The 21,359-nt window shown below is 38.4% G+C and carries 17 protein-coding genes and 1 pseudogene; 15 read left to right on the top strand and 3 right to left on the bottom strand.

The annotated features are described in order from the left end of the window. The first annotated feature begins 69 nt into the window (after nucleotides 1–69). The 9 genes from HMPREF0631_RS07300 (at nucleotide 70) to HMPREF0631_RS07260 (ending at nucleotide 8,240) form a co-directional block, all read left to right on the top strand. Nucleotides 70–1,008, top strand: coding sequence for a phosphoglycerate dehydrogenase (locus tag HMPREF0631_RS07300; protein ID WP_002844175.1), 939 nt, complete (start codon nucleotides 70–72; stop codon nucleotides 1,006–1,008). Nucleotides 1,009–1,334: 326 nt separating this feature from the next. Next, on the top strand, nucleotides 1,335–2,174 hold the full coding sequence (locus HMPREF0631_RS07295) for an energy-coupling factor transporter ATPase (protein WP_002844188.1): 840 nt from the start codon (nucleotides 1,335–1,337) through the stop codon (nucleotides 2,172–2,174). After that, nucleotides 2,159–3,028, top strand: coding sequence for an energy-coupling factor transporter ATPase (locus HMPREF0631_RS07290; protein WP_002844179.1), 870 nt, complete (start codon nucleotides 2,159–2,161; stop codon nucleotides 3,026–3,028). Before HMPREF0631_RS07295 ends, HMPREF0631_RS07290 begins: the two co-directional genes overlap by 16 nt. Then, entirely contained in the window at nucleotides 3,021–3,830 is an 810-nt protein-coding gene (locus HMPREF0631_RS07285) for an energy-coupling factor transporter transmembrane component T family protein (RefSeq protein WP_002844221.1), read from the top strand. Before HMPREF0631_RS07290 ends, HMPREF0631_RS07285 begins: the two co-directional genes overlap by 8 nt. 73 nt (nucleotides 3,831–3,903) lie before the next feature. Next, complete coding sequence (gene aroB, locus HMPREF0631_RS07280; protein WP_002844195.1) at nucleotides 3,904–5,013, top strand: 3-dehydroquinate synthase; 1,110 nt, start codon at nucleotides 3,904–3,906, stop codon at nucleotides 5,011–5,013. A gap of 11 nt (nucleotides 5,014–5,024) precedes the next feature. Then, nucleotides 5,025–6,389 (top strand): 3-phosphoshikimate 1-carboxyvinyltransferase, encoded by a 1,365-nt coding sequence (locus HMPREF0631_RS07275; RefSeq protein ID WP_002844247.1) that lies wholly within the window; start codon nucleotides 5,025–5,027, stop codon nucleotides 6,387–6,389. Continuing rightward, entirely contained in the window at nucleotides 6,370–7,461 is a 1,092-nt protein-coding gene (gene aroC, locus HMPREF0631_RS07270; protein WP_002844229.1) for a chorismate synthase, read from the top strand. The genes HMPREF0631_RS07275 and aroC overlap by 20 nt, the downstream gene beginning before the upstream one ends. Before the next feature lie 18 nt (nucleotides 7,462–7,479). Next, nucleotides 7,480–7,749 (top strand): chorismate mutase, encoded by a 270-nt coding sequence (locus HMPREF0631_RS07265; RefSeq protein ID WP_002844182.1) that lies wholly within the window; start codon nucleotides 7,480–7,482, stop codon nucleotides 7,747–7,749. A gap of 44 nt (nucleotides 7,750–7,793) precedes the next feature. After that, nucleotides 7,794–8,240, top strand: a complete 447-nt coding sequence (locus HMPREF0631_RS07260; RefSeq protein WP_002844208.1) for a GNAT family N-acetyltransferase — start codon at nucleotides 7,794–7,796, stop codon at nucleotides 8,238–8,240. Nucleotides 8,241–8,335: 95 nt separating this feature from the next. Here the strand turns inward: HMPREF0631_RS07260 and HMPREF0631_RS07255 are convergent, their stop codons facing one another. Continuing rightward, nucleotides 8,336–9,079, bottom strand: a complete 744-nt coding sequence (locus HMPREF0631_RS07255) for a rhodanese-like domain-containing protein (RefSeq protein ID WP_002844180.1) — start codon at nucleotides 9,077–9,079, stop codon at nucleotides 8,336–8,338. 312 nt (nucleotides 9,080–9,391) lie between these two features. On the opposite strand from HMPREF0631_RS07255, the gene HMPREF0631_RS07250 reads away from it, so the two are divergent. From HMPREF0631_RS07250 to udk, 6 genes are all read left to right on the top strand, one after another. Further along, nucleotides 9,392–11,443, top strand: a complete 2,052-nt coding sequence (locus tag HMPREF0631_RS07250) for a cell wall-binding repeat-containing protein (protein ID WP_002844176.1) — start codon at nucleotides 9,392–9,394, stop codon at nucleotides 11,441–11,443. An 8-nt stretch (nucleotides 11,444–11,451) separates the two neighbouring features. Continuing rightward, a complete protein-coding gene (locus HMPREF0631_RS07245) occupies nucleotides 11,452–12,615 on the top strand; it encodes an Mbeg1-like protein (RefSeq protein WP_002844209.1) in 1,164 nt (387 codons plus the stop codon). A 363-nt stretch (nucleotides 12,616–12,978) separates the two neighbouring features. Continuing rightward, nucleotides 12,979–13,704, top strand: a complete 726-nt coding sequence (pyrF, locus tag HMPREF0631_RS07240) for an orotidine-5'-phosphate decarboxylase (protein WP_002844218.1) — start codon at nucleotides 12,979–12,981, stop codon at nucleotides 13,702–13,704. A gap of 126 nt (nucleotides 13,705–13,830) precedes the next feature. Next, the gene (gene carA / locus HMPREF0631_RS07235; RefSeq protein WP_002844220.1) at nucleotides 13,831–14,880 is read left to right on the top strand and encodes a glutamine-hydrolyzing carbamoyl-phosphate synthase small subunit; all 1,050 of its coding nucleotides are present in this window, start codon (nucleotides 13,831–13,833) and stop codon (nucleotides 14,878–14,880) included. Between the two features lie 12 nt (nucleotides 14,881–14,892). Beyond that, nucleotides 14,893–18,108, top strand: coding sequence for a carbamoyl-phosphate synthase large subunit (gene carB, locus HMPREF0631_RS07230; RefSeq protein ID WP_002844223.1), 3,216 nt, complete (start codon nucleotides 14,893–14,895; stop codon nucleotides 18,106–18,108). Between the two features lie 258 nt (nucleotides 18,109–18,366). After that, nucleotides 18,367–18,990 carry a uridine kinase gene (gene udk, locus HMPREF0631_RS07225; RefSeq protein ID WP_002844186.1) on the top strand — a complete coding sequence of 208 codons (624 nt, stop codon included), beginning with the start codon at nucleotides 18,367–18,369 and terminating at the stop codon, nucleotides 18,988–18,990. A 466-nt stretch (nucleotides 18,991–19,456) separates the two neighbouring features. Here udk and epsC read toward each other — a convergent pair whose 3' ends face one another. Next, nucleotides 19,457–20,053, bottom strand: coding sequence for a serine O-acetyltransferase EpsC (gene epsC / locus HMPREF0631_RS07220; protein ID WP_002844228.1), 597 nt, complete (start codon nucleotides 20,051–20,053; stop codon nucleotides 19,457–19,459). A gap of 65 nt (nucleotides 20,054–20,118) precedes the next feature. Beyond that, nucleotides 20,119–21,005, bottom strand: a pseudogene (gene cysK, locus HMPREF0631_RS07215) (cysteine synthase A). Between the last annotated feature and the right edge of the window lie 354 nt (nucleotides 21,006–21,359).

Here is a 21,359-nt window from a genome sequence, read left to right as displayed (position 1 = left end):
TATTCTATTTTTGGTAAAATAAGGGTAGTGATATTTTAATATGTAAATATATTGCATTTGGAGGTTGCTATGAAAGTTATACTAAATAGGGATTTAGGTCAAAAAAAGATTGATATGATAAGAGACTTGGGTTATGATGTGGAGTTGATACTTGAAAAGGATTTAAAGTCTAGAGATGATTATTATGATGCAGATGTTTGGTTTACCTACCAGGGATTTTCCAAGGTAGATATGGACAGGTGGACAAACTTAAAATATATTCACACTACTAGTAGGGGGATAGACCAGGTACCCAAGGATTTTGTAGTGGATAGGGGATGCTATCTTTCTTGTAATACTACAGGATACTCAGTACCCATGGCTGAATCAATAATTATGTATATACTAGAGGTCTTTAAGAATACTAGGACTATGTTTGACAAGCAGGACAAGAGATTATGGAAGATGGATTCTAACTGGATAGAACTAGCTGGAAAAAGAGTAGGATTTTTGGGGACAGGAAATATTTCCTACCAAACAGCCAAGAGACTCAGGGCCTTTGATGTCGAGATATGGGGAGTCAATACAAACGGTAGGTCTGTTGAGGGCTTTGATAGGACTTTTTCCCTTGGAGAATCTGATGAGTTTTTCAAAGAGTGTGATGTAATTATAGGCCTGATGCCAGCTACAGAAAAGACGAGTGGCCTAATAGATGGTTCAAAATTTGAGCTGATGAAGAAAGGGACTACTTTCCTTAATATAGGCAGGGGTAACCTAGTCAACCACCAGGACTTGGTCAAGTATGGACCTAAGTTTAGGGGGATTGTAATAGACGTTGCAGATTGTGAGCCACTACCAGCAGATAGCCCTCTTTGGGATTTAGATAATATTATAGTCAGCCCCCACAACAGTTGGGTGTCTGAAAATAATATAGAGAGGTTGGGAGACATAGTATACGAAAACTTAAAATCATTTATAGAGACTGGTAGACCAAAGACTTGGGTCGAGGATATAAACAGAGGATACTAGGAGATCAGGAAGTTTTCAATAATGGACTCGATATACAAGTATCCAAAGATAAACGGAAAGACAAACTATGATGTAAGTTTTGAGAGAGACCGCTTAGGTGTATGCCTAGTGGTCTCTCTTAATTATTTTGAGATTATTTTTAGGAATAATATAGATTTTAAAGGCTCATATAAAGGAATATTTAGTCAATAAAGGGCCTAGATATGGTATAATGAAGAGTAGATTATAAAAAATAATCCTAGAATACAAGAGACTACTTATAAATATTGTCTATGGGTATAATAGGACTTATACAATATATTAAACAATTAATACGGAGGAAATGGATGACCGATAAAATAGTCGAAGTAAAGAACTTAACATTCGAATATACCAGTGATGAGGATATCCATCGTGCGATCGACGATTTTAACCTAGATATTACCAAGGGTGAATTTGTTGCCATAATAGGGCATAACGGTTCTGGAAAGTCAACTCTATCAAAAAATCTAAATGCTATTTTAGTTCCGACTAAGGGGGATGTTTTGGTAGGTGGCATGAATACTAGGGATGATGATAGATTATGGGATATAAGACAGACAGCTGGAATGGTATTTCAGAATCCAGACAACCAGATAGTTGCTACTATTGTTGAAGAAGACGTTGCATTTGGATGTGAGAACCTAGGAATTGAATCAAGTGAGATAAGAAAAAGAGTAGATGAAGCATTAAAGAGTGTAGATATGTACGAATACAGGGAAAGACAGCCCCACCTATTATCAGGTGGACAAAAGCAGAGGGTAGCTATAGCGGGTATAATCGCTATGAGACCTGAGTGTATAATATTTGATGAGGCAACAGCCATGCTTGACCCATCAGGTAGAAAAGAAGTCATGTCTACAATTAAAAAGTTAAATAAAGAATACAATATAACAGTATTACATATCACTCACTTTATGGAGGAGGCTGTTGAGGCTGATAGGGTGATAGTAATGGAGAAGGGAAGAAAGATACTAGAGGGAAGTCCAAAAGAGGTGTTTTCTCATGTTGATGAGTTAAAAAGCATAGGGCTTGATGTACCTTATATGACTGACCTAGCCAAGAGGTTGGTTGGCCAGGGTATAGATATTAAATCTGACGTTCTAACTGTTGATGAAATGGTGGGTGAACTATGTCGATTAAAATAGAAAACTTAACATATATATACGATGAGGGTATGCCATTTGCCCACAAGGCCCTTGACAATGTTTCTTTTGAGATCAAGGACAAGGACTTTGTAGGTCTTATAGGCCATACGGGATCAGGTAAGTCTACCTTGATTTTACACTTAAATGGACTTATGAAGCCTAGCTCAGGGTCAATATTTATCAATGACTACGAGATTACCAAGAAAAATCAGAACTTGACAGATATAAGAAAGAGAGTTGGTATAGTATTTCAGTATGCTGAATACCAGCTATTTGAGGAAACTGTTGAAAAGGATATAGCCTTTGGTCCTACCAATCTAGGTCTTGATGAGGCAGAGATAAGCCAAAGGGTTAAAAAGGCCATGGAAGATGTAGGTCTTTCCTATGATGACTATGCTCAAAAGTCTCCATTCGAGTTATCAGGTGGGCAAAAGAGAAGGGTTGCTATAGCAGGAGTGATAGCTATGAAGCCCGATGTCTTGATACTGGATGAACCTACTGCTGGACTTGATCCTGGTGGAAGGGATGAGATATTTAAGCTGATCAAGGACCTATATGAAAACAACGATATGACGGTAATCCTATCTTCTCATAGCATGGATGATATGGCCAAACTAGTCAATACCCTTATGGTTATGAACAGGGGTAGGCTAGAGCTTATGGGAAGTCCAAGAGAGATATTTAGGGACCATGCAGACCAGCTAAAGTCTATGGGTCTAGATGTTCCACAAGTACTTCAGTTGGCTAAGAAGCTTAGAGAAAATGGCTTTGAAATTAGTGATGATGTCATAACTGTAGATGAGATAGAAAAAGAAATATTAAGATGTATCAAGGAGGATAGAAATAATGCTTAAAGATATTACTATAGGCCAGTTCTACCCTTCCAAGTCTGTTATACACAGGCTAGACGCTAGGACAAAATTACTGGCTACCCTACTTTTGATGGTGGCGATATTTACTATAAACCAGTTTTGGCCATATTCAGTATTGTTCTTATTCTTGCTGTTTATTACCAAGCTATCAACAATACCAGTTTCATATATTATGAAGGGATTAAAGCCGCTTAGGTGGATTATCCTGTTCACATTTGTAATAAATATCTTCTTTGTTCAAGGAGACCATATACTTTGGCAGTTTGGATTTTTGAAGATAAGTGATAAGGGTCTACATACAGCTATATTTATGGCCATTAGGTTGACATTGTTGGTTGTCGCTACGTCTCTTTTAACACTTACGACATCTCCAATAGAGCTGACTGATGGTATAGAAAACGCCTGTGGACCACTTAAAAAGATTGGTTTTCCAGCCCATGAACTGGCTATGATGATGACTATAGCCCTTAGGTTTATACCTACACTTCTAGACGAGACCGACAAGATAATGAAGGCCCAGATGTCTAGGGGGGCAGACTTTGAATCTAGCAATATCATCAACCGTGCCAAGAATATGGTACCACTACTAATACCCCTATTTGTCAGTGCCTTTAGGAGGGCTGATGAACTCGCTATGGCCATGGAGGCTAGGTGCTACAGGGGAGGAGAAAATAGGACTAAGATGAAGCAGTCCATACTTACTAGGCAAGACTACATAGCGGATTTTATAATGTTTGCCTTTGTGGCCTTTACAATTGCTAGTAGGTGGATAGAACTTATATAAAATACAAAGATAAGGAGTGACGGAAATATTGGCTGCACTCCTTATTTTAAAATACAAATATCGAGGTGATATTATGAGACTTAACTTAAGAGCGTCATCAGGCGACTATGATATAATAATAGAAAAAGGATGTGCTACATCGAGGGATGGAATAGGAGAACATCTCATAGCCTATCTAAAGACTAGGTCATTGAGTAAGATATATATACTAACAGATACTAATATAGATAGACAAGGACTTGCTACAAGTGAATATAGCTATTCACAGGTGCTAGAGTATAGCCTAAAAGAATCTGGCTATGAGGTCTACAAGAGAGTTATACAAGCGGGTGAGGCTTCAAAACATATATCAAATCTTTCTGGTATTTATGATGACCTATCTAAAAAGGGGATCACACGATCTGATATAATAATAGCCTTAGGTGGTGGAGTTGTTGGAGATCTTGCTGGTTTTGTAGCGGCAACCTACCTAAGAGGCATAGACTATATTCAAGTTCCTACTAGCCTCCTAGCCCAGGTAGACTCCAGTGTAGGTGGCAAGACTGCAGTAGACATTGACTCAGGCAAGAACCTAGTGGGTGCTTTTTACCATCCTAGTCTAGTCTTGATAGATACTAATGTGCTCAAGACCCTACCTGTTAGGGAGTTTAGGTCGGGCATGGCAGAGGTCATAAAGTATGGTATGATAAGCGATAGGGACTTGTTTGAAAGTCTTGAAAAAATAGGAAATGACCATATGGACCAGGCTATTTTTGATAAGATGGATGAGATTGTATACAGGTCTTGCTCTATAAAGAAATCCATAGTAGAAGAAGACGAGTTTGATAGGGGTGGTCGTATGGTCCTTAATTTTGGGCATACAATAGGACACGGTTTAGAGTCTTACTATGACTATAAGACCTATAACCATGGAGAGGCAGTTGCTATAGGTATGTATGAAGTTACAAGCCTGGCATATTCTCAAGCTATGGTTGATATAGGACTAGTAAAAAGGCTGGAGGAGATACTGATCAAGTACGGTCTAAAAGCCAAGTCACCAGTAGCAATAGGCAAGTTAGTCGACTTTATAGGCAAGGACAAGAAGGTCTTGGATGGTTATTTAAACTTGATTCTTGTAGAAGAAATCGGCAGTGTTTCTATAAAAAAGGCCTTGGTAAGTTGTAAGGAAATAGAATTTATATAGGAGGTGGCAATTTGGATATCAGAATAAGACCCAAGAAACTTTGTGGGAGTATAAATATACCACCTTCAAAGAGCATGGCCCACAGGATGATAATATGTGCCAGTCTAGCAACCTTATCTTGTGACCATGATACAAATATTGAAAATATAGCCATGTCAGATGATATTTTAGCTACCATAGGTGCTATGAGGTCCTTGGGCTTAGAAATAGAAAAAGACTTACTGGAAGGTGGAAGGTATAGGTTGAAAGTATCCGGCATAGATGGGTCAAGAAATGATGGACTAGCAGATGATTACCTGACTATAGATTGTGGAGAATCAGGTTCTACTCTTAGGTTTATTATTCCTATTTTGTCCGTTTTTGCCAAGAGGTATGGACTTGTAAATTACAGGTTGGATACAAGGGGAAGACTACTTCAAAGACCTCTTGATCCTTACTTTGATATACTTGATAGAGAAGGCATAGACTATAATATAGATGGGACCAGCCTATATATAAGGGGCATGAAGGGCTTTAGCCAGTCCTCATATGAAATTGATGGGGGAATTAGCTCACAGTTTATATCGGGTCTCTTGTTTAGCCTACCTCTTATGGACTTTGATACTGATATAGTTATAAAAAACAGGCTAGAGTCAAGGGGCTATGTCGATATGACCCTTGATGCCCTTTATAAGTACGGAATAGAGGTAGAAAATATTGACTACAAGACCTTTAAAATAAAGGGCAATCAAAGCTACAAGCCAGTAAAGGCAAGCGTAGAGGGTGACTACTCACAGGCGGCCTTCTTCCTTGTGGCCAATGCTCTGGGTAACAAGGTCCAAATCAAGGGACTAGATCCAGGCAGTCTCCAGCTAGACAAGGAGATAGTAGATATCATAGACAGATATGACAAGTATTATTGCAATGAGGGTGGAGACAGGTGTATAGCTAGTGATTTAGCCATAGGTATAGATGCGACCAATATACCGGATATTGTACCTATAATGTCCTTACTGGCTACAAACTATAAATATCCTAGCAAGATAAGTGGAGTAGAAAGGCTTAGGATAAAGGAATCGGACAGGCTTCAAGCTACTAGTAGCCAGTTGAGGATACTGGGAAAGGACATTGAAATAATAGGTGAAAAAGAGGAAACAAGCCTACTTATAAATGGGAATCTGGATAGGGGCAACAAGGACCAATCTACTGGTGATGACTACTATTTGGTGGATTCTTTTAAGGATCATAGGATAGCTATGACACTTGCGATTGCAGCTACTGTGTCCGACAAAGACCTTGTGATAAAAGATGCCCATGTGGTGTCCAAGTCATATCCAAATTTTTGGGATGACTATAAAAAGCTTGGAGGTGAAGTATATGAGTTCGACTTGGGGTAGAAAGTTTAAGGTATCTATATTTGGGGAATCTCACGGTAGCCATATAGGAGTTGGTATAGACGGGATACCAGCAGGAACTCCGATAGATGTGGACTATATAATGGACCAGATGAAGAGGAGGTCTCCGGGCCAAGACTTGATGAGTACAGCAAGAAAAGAGCCAGATAGACCCAATATAATCAGCGGTGTATTTGAAGGAATGGCCACTGGTGCCCCACTCTATATGATAATTGAGAACCAAGATAAAAAATCCAGGGACTATTCAAACATCAAGGACCTAGCAAGACCAGGCCATGCAGATTATTCAGCCTTTGTTAAATACAAGGGTTATAATGATTATAGGGGTGGAGGTCACTTTTCTGGTAGGATTACAGCAGGTCTAGTGTTTGCCGGATCTATAGCTAGGAAGATTTTAGAGGACAGGGGCATATATATAGGCAGCCATGTCAGGTCAATAAAGGACTTGAAAGATAGGAGGTTTTGCCTAGATGACATGACTAGGGAAGTATTTAAGCAACTGGAGTCTAAGAGGCTAGGATTTTTGGATGATAGGCTTGAAGATAAAGCCCATGATATGGTAGTTGATGCTAGGAAAAACCAAGATTCTTTAGGAGGTATAATAGAGCTGGGCTTGACTGGTCTTGAGGCTGGGATTGGAGACCCGTTTTTTGACAGTCTAGAGTCAAGTATATCTTCTATGATGTTTTCAATACCAGCTGTAAAGGGACTTGAATTTGGATCAGGTTTTGACCTTGCTAGTATGTATGGGTCTCAGGCTAATGATGAATTTTACATAAATGAAGATGGAAATATTAGGACTAGGACAAACCATAACGGTGGTATAAATGGGGGAATATCCAATGGTATGCCTCTTAGCTTGTCTGTAGCTCTTAAACCGACCCCATCTATAGGTAAGCTACAAAATACAGTGGATTTTAGGAAGGGAAAAGAGACCTGTATAGAAGTTAAGGGAAGGCATGATCCAATAATTATAGCCAGGGTAAGACCAGTCTTGGAGGCGGGACTTGCCATTGCCATATTGGACTCCTTGATGTATGATAATAGTATATAGATATATGCAGGAGGTACTATGCTAGAAGAATACAGGAGAGAAATTGACGATATAGATAGAAAAATGCTTGAATTATTTGAGGCTAGGCTTGATATATCTAAGAAAGTTGCCTCTTATAAAAGAGACAATGGACTTGAGATATTCCATCCTGATAGGGAAGAGGCAGTTGTAGATAAGTGGAGGTCCTCGGTGTCTAAGGTGGAATATGTAGACTATGCAGAGGCCTTGATAAGAAAGATAATGGATCTATCAAAAGATCTTCAAAAGGAGTGCCTAGGTCAAGATTAATATAATTTTATATGATTTACAATGTGATTACGGAGGAGGTATGTATGATTGGATTTAAGGAGTTCTCAAAAGAAAATTATGACAGACTCTATAGTATGATGGTTGAATTTTATAGGTCTGATGCGGTTGACCATCCAATAGACTTGGATATTATTAAGAGGTTGTTGGAGGATATATTGACAGGAGACTATACTATAAGAGGATATGAGGTGTATTACAACGACAACTTGGTTGGCTTTGGTGTTATGACTAGATACTATGCATCAGAGGTTGCAGGTATTACTATCCAGTTGGAAGATTTATTTATCCAAGAGGAATACAGGAGCAAGGGTATAGCCAAGGAGTATTTCAGGAGGATAAAGGACAAATTCCCAGAAGCCAAAAGGTTTAGGTTAGAGGTTGCCAGAAATAATAAGAGGGCCATCAAGTTGTATAAGGCAGGCGGATTTGAAGAATTAGAATATATGCAGATGATTTATGATAGGGTCTAGCTTAAAGCTAGGCTCTTTTATATTTACCAATAAAAATAGAGGGGCGAAAATCCACCCCTCTTAGTCTATCTAATATTAAGTTTATGGTGTCCTAATTAGAACTTGAATGCATATTCCTTGCTACCATCTAAAGCATTGAATACATTAGTGTAACCTAACTTAGTTAACTCACCAGCAACTGTAGCTGACTTGTTTCCTGAGTAGCAGAATACATATATAGCTGTGTTCTTATCCTTAGGTAATTTATCCTTGTTAGCTTCGAAAGAGTCAGGACCTATATTTACAGCATCCTTGAAAGTCTTATCCTTGAAGTCTTTTTCATCTCTAGCATCTATTACTAGACCAGCCTTACCGTCAGCTATATCCTTTTCAAAATCAGCACCCATAAGGTTTGTGAAAGTTACTAGGTCATACTTGAACTGCTTAACTCCATCTGCATTGTAAACCTTAGTGAATCCATTATTTACTAGGATTTCAGCAGCCTTACCACTCTTCTTTCCAGAGTTGCAGTATAGTACTACATCTTTGTCCTTGAAAGATTCTATCTTCTTGTAGTCTTTTTCAAATGAGTCTATAGGCATGTTTATAGCAAATTTGATGTGTCCAGCCTTGTATTCTTCAGCTGCACGAACGTCAACTACTAGGTAGTTTTCCTTCTGCTTCTTGTCAGCTTCAATCTTTGCAAGGTCTTCACCCTTCATAGCCTGTACTTCAGCTGGCTTAGTTTCTTCCTGCTTAGCTTCTGGCTTAGCTTCCTGCTTCTGTGAACATGCAGTTGCTCCGATTGATGTAGCCATTAGTAGAGCGGCTAGTAAATACTTAGATTTTTTTAATTTCATGTTAATCCTCCTAAAAAGTTATATATAAAATATTTAACATTATTGCATACTATTATATAGTATTTTCTATTAAATTTGTAAAGGTTATTAGAAAAATTTATATAAATAGAAAAATAAAATATGACAACAACTAACAATAAAAAATATATATAGATTAGAATATGTAATATAAGCCTTATTGGCCTTATAGATTGAATGATTTGCTTATATGAAGTATAATGTACTAAAGATAAGGTATTTATTATCAAAACGATTAACAATAAAATAAATCAATCAAAATTAAACTCATTAATTAGGAAAGAAGGTGTAAAAATGAGGAGAAAATGCGTAGGTTTATTTCTAGCAGGAGTTATGGTGTCTTCAAGTTGTCTATCTACATTTGCAAAAAATAAGGTAGAAATTGAGAGTTTGTCTGGTAAGAATAGGTATGGAACAGCTATTGGCATATCTAGATATGGATGGCAGGACACAAGTAAGGATGTCATAATAGTAAATTCGGATTCAGTTGCAGATGCTCTAGCTGTAGGTCCATTAGCTAGGATTAAGGATGCTCCTGTTCTTTTGAGCGCTAGGGATGGGATAGGCAGTGAAAGTATGGCTGAGATAGATAGGTTAAAGCCAGAAAGTATCACCCTTATAGGAGGAGAGGGGTCTCTTTCAAGGTCTCTTGCCCTAAGTTTAGAGGCCAAGGGATATAAGGTTGATAGAATAGCAGGAATAAACAGGAACGATACTTCCTATAAGATAGCGGATAAGATAAAGGAAGTATACGATGAAAAGAATATGTCTATAGATGGTCTAATGGTAGTTGATGGCTACAAGGGACTAGCTGATGCTGCTGGGGCTGGTGCAATTGCAGCAAGGCTTGGCTATCCACTCTTGATGGCATCTAAGACAGAAAACCTAAACCAAAGTATAGCCAATGGTTTAGATAGGGCAAAGGTCTATATAGTAGGTGGAGTGGCGTCTAGCTTGTCATCTTACTTTAAGAGTCCGATTCTTATATCTGGATCAAATAGGACCAGGACAAATGTAAACCTAATAAAGGAATTTTATCCAGAAGGTTTCACAAAAGCATATATTGCCAAGGACGGAAAAAATAATCCATCTGAACTTATAGATTCAGTTGCTATTGGAGGACTTGCTGCTAGAGAGTCTGCACCTGTAATACTCTTAAATCCTAATTTGAATGTAGAGGCAAGTACCAAGGGCTTGATAGGAGAAAGTTTGGATAGGGTAGTTAAGATCAGTGGTGGAATTGATCTTCAGGTTGACCAGATGTTGGGAAATACAGATATAGTCCTACCAATAGAAAAACCATCAGAAGGACCAATTCAAAAGCCTAGACCAAGTACAGGTACAAAAGATAGGGCAAGCTTTGACTATTGGAATGAAGCCAACAAGTATTCTAATGACATATTGATGACAAGTGAGAAGATAAGGGCATGGAACAGAGAAAATCTTAAAAAAACAGGTCTTTTAAGAGATCCCCTATCTGTTGCCAATAAGACTTATGGAGTGATGACTAGAAGGGAAATAGCAAGACTAAAACCAGGTTATCCGGGTAATGTTTCATTTGACTCTACTGCCAATACAGCCCTTAACCCATGGGAGACCATATATATTGAGTCCTATTCTCCTAATAGACAGTGGGCATATGTTAAGTCATACAATTCATATGGATGGTTGCCAGTTGATTCTTTTGCCATAACCAGCAAAGAGGACATAAGGACCTATGAAGCAATGCCTTTTTCAATAATAAAGAATAGACAGTACTTAAATGGTACTACAAGGATAGATATGGGGAATAGGATGCCTATGGAAAAAAATATGGTCCTATTGCCTGTAAGAATGGCCAATGGTAAGCTTACAACTAGAAAGATAAACTTTGATTCCGGGTCTATGAACAGGGGTTACCTTCCTCTTACAAGGGCCAATATAGTAAAGCAGGCTCTCAAGTTCCAAAATGAGGTCTACGGTTGGGGTGGAAGTAAGAATGCTCATGACTGTTCATCCCTAGTCCAAGATGTATTTAAGTCTATGGGAGTCATGATTCCAAGAGATTCAAAAGACCAGGAAGCTGTGAATTTTGGTCATAAGATGTCTATGAGGGGGGCTTTAAAGCTAGCCAAGTTGGATGGTATGAAGCCGGGAACTGCTCTTTATATGAAGGGCCATGTTATGCTGTATATAGGCAAGGATAAAAGTGGTAAACACCAGATGGTTCACCAGTATGCAGGCCACTATGAAAATGGAAGATACATCAGGGTATACTCAGGTAAGATAACACCTGTGACAATAGGAGCCGAGGGTGGAAGAACTTATTTGGATAATATGAGGACTGCTGTGGACTGGATTAGGTAGGTGAGGACATGAATACAATAAAGAATTATCTAAATTGGAGGGGGGACTTGACCTTTGACCAGGATCCCTTAAATGAAGTCGACAATGCTATATTTTCACTATTGGCTTACCTTGATTTTAGTGTGGTATCTGGAAGTGCAAAAATAAAAGACCTAGTTAATATGTACAGTAGATATATGGATAAGACCAAGAGCTCCTACTACCATAGCAAGTTTATAAAGGGCATAGAGGATATTTTAGAAAAGATGTCCACAACTAATAGGTTCAAGGATGTATGGGTGTCTGACTACTGTGATATGCTAGACGAAAAAAACCAGACCCAGTTTTCCGCTATGTGCTTTATACTTGGACATACGGGTATATTTGTAGCCTTTAGGGGAACGGATAATAGTTTTGTAGGATTTAAGGAAGATTTTAATATGAGTTATTCCCAACATGTTCAAGGCCAACTAGAGGCTGTCAAATACCTAGACTATCTAATGGACAAGTACAAGGGCAGCGATGTATATGTAGGTGGCCATTCAAAGGGAGGAAACTTTGCCGTATACTCTGTATGTGGCTTAAAAGAGGACAAAAGAGATAGGGTCATAAGGATATTTAATAATGACGGGCCTGGTTTTTCCAAGGCTTTTGTAGAGACAAAGGCCTACAAGGATACATCGGTCAAGGTCAAGAAGATAATACCAAAGGACTCTATAGTAGGTATCTTGATGGACAATGAAGAGGAAACCAAGAGGGTGAACGCCCTAGGCTCAACTGGCTTTATCCAACATGATGCTCAAAATTGGGAGGTCATGGGCAATGAATTTGTAGAAGAAGAGTGTGGTGAACAAGCCCAATTTCTAGACGATACCATAAGGTGTTGGTTATCTACCTTGAACGATATGGAAAAAGCTCTCTTTGTCAACGAAATGTACAATATCATACTTATGACGACAGATGCCAAGAAACTCTCTGACATATCTGAGAGCAAACTGAGGTTGACTATGAACTTTATAAGGAATATGAAGGGGCTAGATCCTGAAAAAAGGGAGATAATGTACGGAGTTGTCTACAGGCTATTTGAGAGTGCATCCAGGGTCAAGAGAGAAAAAGACCTCCACAAAAAATTGAAGAAGGCCAAGCAGAAAGAGCCTAGTTTAAAAAGCAAAAGTGAAAAAAATTCACTATAAAAGGATTTGAAAAAACCACAAAAAAATAAATTTAAAAAGTAAGCTATAGGTGGTTAAAAAATACAAATAAATAATATCAAATAGGTCAAAAATTTCTTGAAATGAATATGAATATGTGATATTATAATCCATAAGGTGTAGGAAAGGTCGTGCAGAGATGCGATTACACTAAAAAATTGATTAAGTCTTTTAAGCTGGTCCAGAGAGACTGGTAAGGATAAGACCTGATGGGTCTAATAACAGTAGGATTGTAGCCATACAGTCCGACATATAGAGTTTATATTATCCTTATACCATGCTATCTCAGCCTGGTATGAGGATTTTTTTTGTATCTAAAAGCCTTAATCGGACAGGAGTATATAAATGTTAAAGGGTAAAGACAAGTTGATGGTAGCGATTGATACTGACAACTATGAAAAGGCAGTAGAACTTATAGACAAGTTAGAAGACAGTGTTGAGATATTCAAGTTGGGACTTGAAAACTATATAGCATCTAGGGGTAAGACTCTAGATTATTTAAAGTCAAAGGGAAAAAGAGTATTTTTGGACCTTAAGTTCCACGACATACCAAATACAATGATGTCGGCTGTTAAGGCCTGCATAAAGGACGGGGTATGGATGATGACTATACACGTTTCAGACTATGAAGGTATGAAAAAATGTGCTGACATAGCTAAGGAAGAGGCCCAGAGATTGGGAATAGAAAAGCCACTTATAGTAGGTGTGACAGTATTGACTTCTCTAAGCGATGAAGATTTGGAGAGCATAGGTTGTAACCTATCTACTAGGCAAGCAGCTATTAAGAGGGCAAAACTTGCCAAAGAGGCTGGACTTGACGGAGTTGTTTGTTCAGCTAGGGAGGTTGCAGATATAGTAGAGGCCTGTGGTCCTGATTTTGTCACAGTTTGTCCAGGTATAAGACCAGCTACAGCTGAAGTAGGAGACCAAAAAAGAGTTGTTACTCCGGCTCAGGCGATAGAAAATGGAGCAAAGTTGTTGGTTGTTGGAAGACCTATAACAAGGGCAGAGGATCCAGCAAAGGCAGCGGATATGATAGTAGAAGAGATAGCAAGGACTACAGAAGTTTAGTCAAGACTAAGATAGATGATGATATTTTAAATAAATTTCTGCATTAATTTGACCATACAAGAAAGACTTGCTAATAAATAGAAAAGCAGTAGTTAAAATCGTGGTCTCATTGAAAGGAGCTCAATCGTGAAGGGAAGATTAATTTTAGAGGACGGAACAATATTTGAAGGCAAGGCCTTTGGTTATACTGAGGATAGCGTAGGTGAGGTAGTATTTAACACATCTATGACAGGCTATCAGGAAATACTTACAGACCCATCATACTATGGACAGATAGTTACAATTACATACCCACTTGTTGGTAACTACGGTATCAACTTGGAGGACTTAGAATCATCTAATGTCCATGTAAGTGGATTTATAGTTAGGGAGAAATCAGATATGCCATCAAACTTCAGGTGTGAGATGGACATAGACACATACTTAAAGCAGTCGAAGGTAATAGGACTTGAAGGTATAGATACAAGAGCCCTTACAAAGATTCTTAGAAACAAGGGTACAATGAAGGGAATAATAACTACAGAACACACTAAGTTATCAGATATAAAGAATAGGTTAGATGAATATGACATCAGCCAGGCAGTTAAGATAGTATCTAGAAAAGAAGTAGAGCACCATGAAGGTAGCGGCAAGAAAGTTGCTATCATGGACTTCGGTGTAAAGGAAAATATCATCAGAAATTTCAAGAAGAGAGACTGTGATATCAAGGTATTCCCAGCTACTACAAAGGCAGATGAGGTACTTGCAGCAGATCCAGACCTGATATTCTTATCAAACGGACCTGGAGACCCAGCAGACCTAGAAGATATAGTTGAAAATGTAAGACAGATGATAGGTAAGAAACCTATATGTGGTATTTGCCTAGGTCATCAGATACTGGCTATAGCCCTAGGAGGAAAGACTGGAAAGCTAAAGTTTGGTCATAGAGGTGGAAACCACCCAGTAAAGGATTTTGAAGAAGACAAGATATTTATAACTTCTCAGAACCACGGTTACTATGTTACAGAGATGCCAAATGATATGGAGATAACACAGGTAAATCTTAACGACGACACAGTAGAAGGTATGAGACACAAGACTATGCCAATATATTGTGTGCAGTACCATCCAGAGGCTTGCCCAGGACCATTTGACAGCGAGTACGTATTTGATAAGTTTTTAGAAATAGCAGAGTAAAGGAGACCAATTATGCCTAAGATAGATACAATAAAGAAAACATTAGTTTTGGGTTCAGGCCCAATTATTATAGGACAGGCTGCAGAATTTGACTATTCTGGAACACAGGCCTGCCAAGCCTTAAAAGAAGAAGGCATAGAGGTAGTACTTATAAATTCAAATCCTGCAACAATCATGACAGATCAGGAAATAGCAGACCATATATATATAGAGCCACTAACACTAGACTTTATTGAAAAGACAATAGAAAAAGAAAGACCGGACTCAATACTGGCAGGTATGGGTGGTCAGACAGGTCTAAACCTAGCTATAGAGTTACATGAGGCAGGTATATTAGACAAGTACAATGTCAAGATAATAGGAACATCAGTTGAGTCAATCAAAAAGGGTGAAGACAGAGACCTATTTAGAGAAGTGATGAAGGAAATAGGAGAGCCAGTAATAGAGAGTGATATAGTTACAACTCTTGATGCTGGACTTGAATACGCCCTAAAGATAGGCTATCCAGTGGTTGTAAGACCAGCCTACACACTAGGTGGAACTGGCGGTGGTATAGCCGAAAATGAAATAGAGCTAAGAGAAATCCTAACTCACGGACTAGAGCTGAGCCCAGTTAGCCAGTGCCTACTTGAAAAATCAATCAAGGGTTGGAAGGAAATAGAATATGAAGTAATGAGAGACTCTAAGGGTAACTGTATAACAGTTTGTAACATGGAAAATATAGACCCAGTAGGAGTTCATACAGGAGACTCAATAGTTGTTGCTCCTAGCCAGACCCTATCAAACTTAGAATACCAGATGCTTAGAAGTGCATCTCTAAAGATAATAGATGCAATAGGAGTTGAGGGTGGATGTAATGTTCAGATGGCCCTAAACCCAGAGAGCCTTGAATATGCAATAATAGAGATAAATCCAAGAGTTTCTAGGTCATCAGCCCTAGCATCAAAGGCTACAGGATATCCAATAGCCAAGGTTGCAGCCAAGATAGCCCTAGGATACAGCCTAGATGAAATCCAGAACGCTGTTACAAAGAAGACTTGTGCCTGCTTTGAACCAGCCCTAGACTATGTAGTAGTCAAGATTCCTAAGTGGCCATTTGACAAGTTCAAGCACGCCAACAGAAAGCTTGGAACAAAGATGATGGCAACTGGTGAAATCATGAGTATAGGCTCAAACTTCGAGTCAGCCTTCTTAAAGGGTATCAGGTCTCTTGAGACAGGCAAGTTCTCACTAGTCCACAAGGCATCAGAAGGAAAGACTCTATCCCAGTTAAAGGCTAGTATAGTAGTGCCAGATGATGAGAGAATATTTGACCTAGCTGAGATGATAAGAAGAGGCTACAAGCTAGACATGATATCTACAATAACTGGTGTTGATGCTTGGTTCTTAAACAAGTTCAAGTGGATTGTAGACCAGGAAGAAAAGCTAAAGGTGATGAATATAGAAGACCTTTCAAAGGAATACCTACTAGAGCTAAAGAAGAAGGGATTCTCAGACAAGGGTATGAGTGAGCTTATGAAGATAGATACAGAAGACCTAGTAGAGCTTAGAAAGCTATACAAGATCAGACCTTCATACAAGATGGTTGACACTTGTGCAGGTGAATTCGATGCAGTATCTCCATACTACTACTCAACATATGAAGAATACGATGAAGTTGAAATAAGCAACAAGAAGAAGGTAATAGTTCTAGGTTCAGGTCCTATAAGAATAGGTCAGGGTATAGAGTTTGACTACTGCTCAGTTCATGCAGTAATGGCCCTAAGAAGACTAGGAATAGAGACTATAATCATAAACAACAACCCAGAAACAGTAAGTACAGACTTTGATACTTCAGACAAGCTATACTTTGAGCCACTTACAGAAGAAGATGTATACCACATCATAGAAAAGGAAAAGCCAGAGGGTGTAATCCTACAGTTCGGTGGCCAGACAGCTATCAAGCTAGCCAAGTTCCTAAGTGAAAAGGGTGTAAAGATACTTGGAACAGACTTCAAGGATATAGATGCAGCAGAAGACAGGGAAAAATTTGAGGAATTACTAGAGAAATTAAATATCAATAGACCTAAGGGTAAGGGTGTTTGGTCAGTAGCAGAGGGTGTAGAAGTAGCTACTAAACTTGGCTACCCAGTCCTAGTTAGACCTTCATATGTACTTGGTGGTCAGGGTATGGAGATAACATATGACGAGACTAGACTAGTCCAGTACCTGGAAGATGCATTTGAAAGAGATGCCATCAACCCAGTACTGATAGACAAGTACCTGACAGGTAGGGAAATAGAAGTAGACGCTATATGCGACGGTAAGGACATACTTATACCAGGTATCATGGAACACCTTGAAAGAGCAGGAGTTCACTCTGGAGACTCTATAACAATGTATCCAAGCCAGAGAATATCTGACAATATCAAGGAAAAGATATACGATTATACAAAGAAGATGGCCCTTAACCTAAATGTTGTAGGTATGGTAAATATCCAGTTTATAGAATACAAGGGCGACCTATACATCATAGAGGTAAACCCAAGAGCCAGCCGTACAGTACCATATATTTCAAAGGTTAGTGGTGTGCCAATAGTAGACCTTGCGACTAAGTGTATGCTAGGAGAAAAGCTAGAAGACCTAGGGTATGGAACTGGAGTGTACAAGACACCAAAGCATATATGCGTAAAGGTACCAGTATTCTCAATGTCTAAGCTATCTAGGGTTGAGGTCAGCCTAGGACCAGAAATGAAGTCTACAGGTGAAGTACTAGGTATAGGTGAAACTCTAGAAGAAGCCCTATACAAGGGATTCTTGGCATCAGGTCAGAGAATATCCGATGAAAATAAGAAGGTACTTGCTACTGTAAACAACAATGACAAGGAAGAATTTATAGAGCTTGCCAAGGATATGTACGAGATAGGATATACATTTATAGCAACTCAGGGAACAGCAGATGCCCTAAGAGCAGCAGGAGTTGAGTGTGACACTGTAAACAGGGTTGAAGAACCTAGACCAAATATCCTAGATGTAATCAGAAACAAGCAGGTGGATATAGTGATAAATACTCCAACAAAGGGTAATGACTCTACAAGAGACGGTTTTAAGATGAGAAGAACTGCTATAGAGTTCCAGACAGAGATTATGACATCTCTAGATACCCTAAAGGCTATGGTTGCAGTAAATAGAAGACATATAGACTCAGAGGCTAAGAAAGTTTATAGCTTAAGAGAGATAAATAATTAAATAAGTAATTGATTAAGTGAGCAATTAGAGAAAAGTCCTTCCTTAGTAATGAAAGTTACCTGTGGAAGGACTTTTTATAATGCATAATGATATAAACACAAGAAAAAATATATTAAAAAAATATTCCAAAATTGCAATATCAATTTGTACACTTTCTTGTATCTTTTATAAGAATTTCTGTGCTATAATATCAATTAGCCAATATATGGAAACTACTATTTTTAAAAAATAGATATTTTTGCTATGAGAGGAGAATTTATGAAACCAGTTATTATAGGAATTGCAGGTGGGACAGGAAGTGGTAAGTCTACCATTGCAAACAAGCTGATAGAAACATTTAAAGAAAACGAGATAAGTATACTACGTCACGACAACTACTACAGGGGACAGGCTCATCTTCCACCAAGTGAGAGGGAAAATGTAAACTATGACCACCCAGATGCCTTTGAATCTGACCTACTATGTAGACATCTTGAAGACCTAAAAGAGGGTAGGACGATAGAGATGCCTGTGTATGATTTTACTACTCACACAAGGTCTGACCAGGTCGTAGAAGTCCATCCTGCTCCGGTTATAATCATAGAGGGAATCTTGATATTTTCAGAGCCTGACCTGTGTGATCAAATGGACATAAAGGTCTTTGTAGATACAGATGCAGATGTAAGGATACTTAGGAGGATGACTAGGGATGTAAGCGAGCGTGGTAGAAGCCTGGAGAGCGTAATAAACCAGTACCTAGGAACTGTAAAGCCTATGCACGAGCAGTTTGTTGAGCCTAGTAAGAGAAAGGCGGATATAATAATACCAGAGGGTGGAGAGAACAAGGTTGCCCTTGAGATGCTAGTCCACAAGATAAGCCACGAGCTGAGTACAAACAAATAAAAAAGACCTAAATAAAAAATATAATATATTAAAAAAAAGAGAACCGGGATTTCCCAGGTTCTCTTTTTTAAAAAGGCTTAGTTTCTATTTTACGTAAAGTAGCTTAATATATTATATATTCTACCCAGCTTTACTAGCTATAAACGCAAATGAGTCAATAAAATTGTCAACTAATGTGTATAGATAGTCTCAGTTGCCTCCATAGGCTTTGATTATAAATTATACCACTACGATATTATGGGGAGTAAGGCTCATGCCAAGATGCTTGCTGCCTGCGGTATTATATCTACTTGTGATAGGGACAAGATCGTGGAGGGGCTAGAAAAAATTCACAAGTAAATAGAAAAAGTAAAGAAGCAGGCGAAAACGCCTGCTTCTTAATATATTTATCGAATTTGTTGATTGCTAATTTATAATAACTGTTAGGTTGGTCTAAATGGCTTGATAAACCACCTAAATTTACTTACTAAATATTGTATTCTATTTTAAAGGCGTCGTCTATAGCAGCAGTTTCAGATGTTTGGTCTGTTACCGGTGTCATTTTCACTACTTTACCTGGTACACCTACTATTGTAGCCCCTTCTGGCATATCCTTTAGGACAACGGAATTTGCTCCGATTTTTGTGTGGTCTCCTATTGTAATGGGACCTAGTATTTTGGCACCAGTCCCTATGAACACATCGTTACCTATAGTAGGATGCCTCTTGCCAGTGTGGTGGCCTGTACCACCAAGAGTTACTCCATGGTATATGACAACCCTATTACCAACTTCAGCTGTTTCACCTATGACAACTCCCATACCATGGTCAATAAATATACTGTGACCAATTTGTGCACCTGGATGGATCTCTATGCCAGTGAAAAACCTAAACACTTGGGATATAAACCTAGCTATAAATTTAAATCCAGCCTTGTGCAGTGGATGCGAAATAGAATGTCCTACCAATGCGTGTACACATGGATATATGATAAATACCTTTAGTCTAGAAAAAAACTTTATACCATCACCCATAACAGCGGCATCATTTTCCAATATAAAATCTATATTCTTTATTAACTTCATTTTTATACCTCGTCAAACATAATAAAAACTAATAAACTCTTAACTCTTAAACGCCTAACTCTTAATTAAAATATCTCCATTGACATATACTTTTCAGCTCCGTCTGGGGCTACCGTAACTATCTTCTTGTCTGGATATTTTTCTGCTAACTTTTTAGCAGCGGCGATATTTGCTCCAGAAGATATACCAAGTAGGATACCTTCCTTGCTACCAAGTTCTCTAACAGCATCGAAAGCCTCTTCATTAGAGATAAGTATTACCTCATCTATTATGTCAGCTGCATAATTTTTAGGCACAAAATTAGCTCCTATTCCTTGAATCTTATGAGGTCCAGCAGTTCCATGTGTCAGCATTGGTGATGTTTCAGGTTCAACGGCTACTATCTTTACAGATGGATTTTTTCCTTTAAGTATCTACCAATACCAGATATTGTTCCACCAGTACCTACACCTGCTACAAATATATCGACATCATTGATATCATTGTAGATTTCAGGTCCTGTAGTCTTGTAGTGAAAATCGGGATTGTCCTTGTTGTCAAATTGACCTAGGGCCTTGTAGTCGCCTGTAGCAAGAAGTTCATTCATCTTGTCGATAGTCCCCTGCATACCTAAAGATCCAGGAGTAAGTATCAACTCAGCTCCATAGGCCTTGATTAGAGAACGCCTCTCAAGACTCATTGTATCAGGCATGATGATTGTTACACCATAGCCCTTGCTCCTGCCTATCATAGCAGTGGCTATACCTGTGTTGCCACTTGTTGCTTCTACAATCTTGTCTCCAGGACCTATCTGACCTCTTTTTTCCATTCCTAAAAACATTCCAAGAACGGCACGGTCCTTTATAGAACCACCGGGATTCTTATTTTCAAGTTTAACAAAAATGTTCTTATTAATTTTTGATATGTTTACTATTGGTGTGTTTCCTATTAAATCTATTACATTTGATTTCATTATTATATTCTCCTTGTCTTTTACATGCTAGTTTAGTAAAAACCCCTTGTTTTACTATCATTGTTGTCCGATTGGCTAAAAATTTATACCACCTAGATTTTGTCAATATTGACAATAAAGAAGTGGTCTAGCCTAGATTTATCTACTTATACACTTGAGCAGCAACAACAGCAACAAGAAGAGACTCCCCCGTATGAATTTGAGTATTCGATTTTTTTCTTAATATTTCTCATTTTACGTCGTCTCCTTGTCTTTATTAAACCCGAGTAAAATACTAGGATTTAAATTCATTGTATATTACTAGCCTAACAATGTCAACACTAAAATAAAAAGTTATGCAAATAATATTAATTT

Source organism: Peptostreptococcus anaerobius 653-L (assembly GCF_000178095.1).
Classification (GTDB): Bacteria; Bacillota; Clostridia; order Peptostreptococcales; family Peptostreptococcaceae; genus Peptostreptococcus; species Peptostreptococcus anaerobius.
This window is presented reverse-complemented; position numbering and strand designations above follow the sequence as displayed.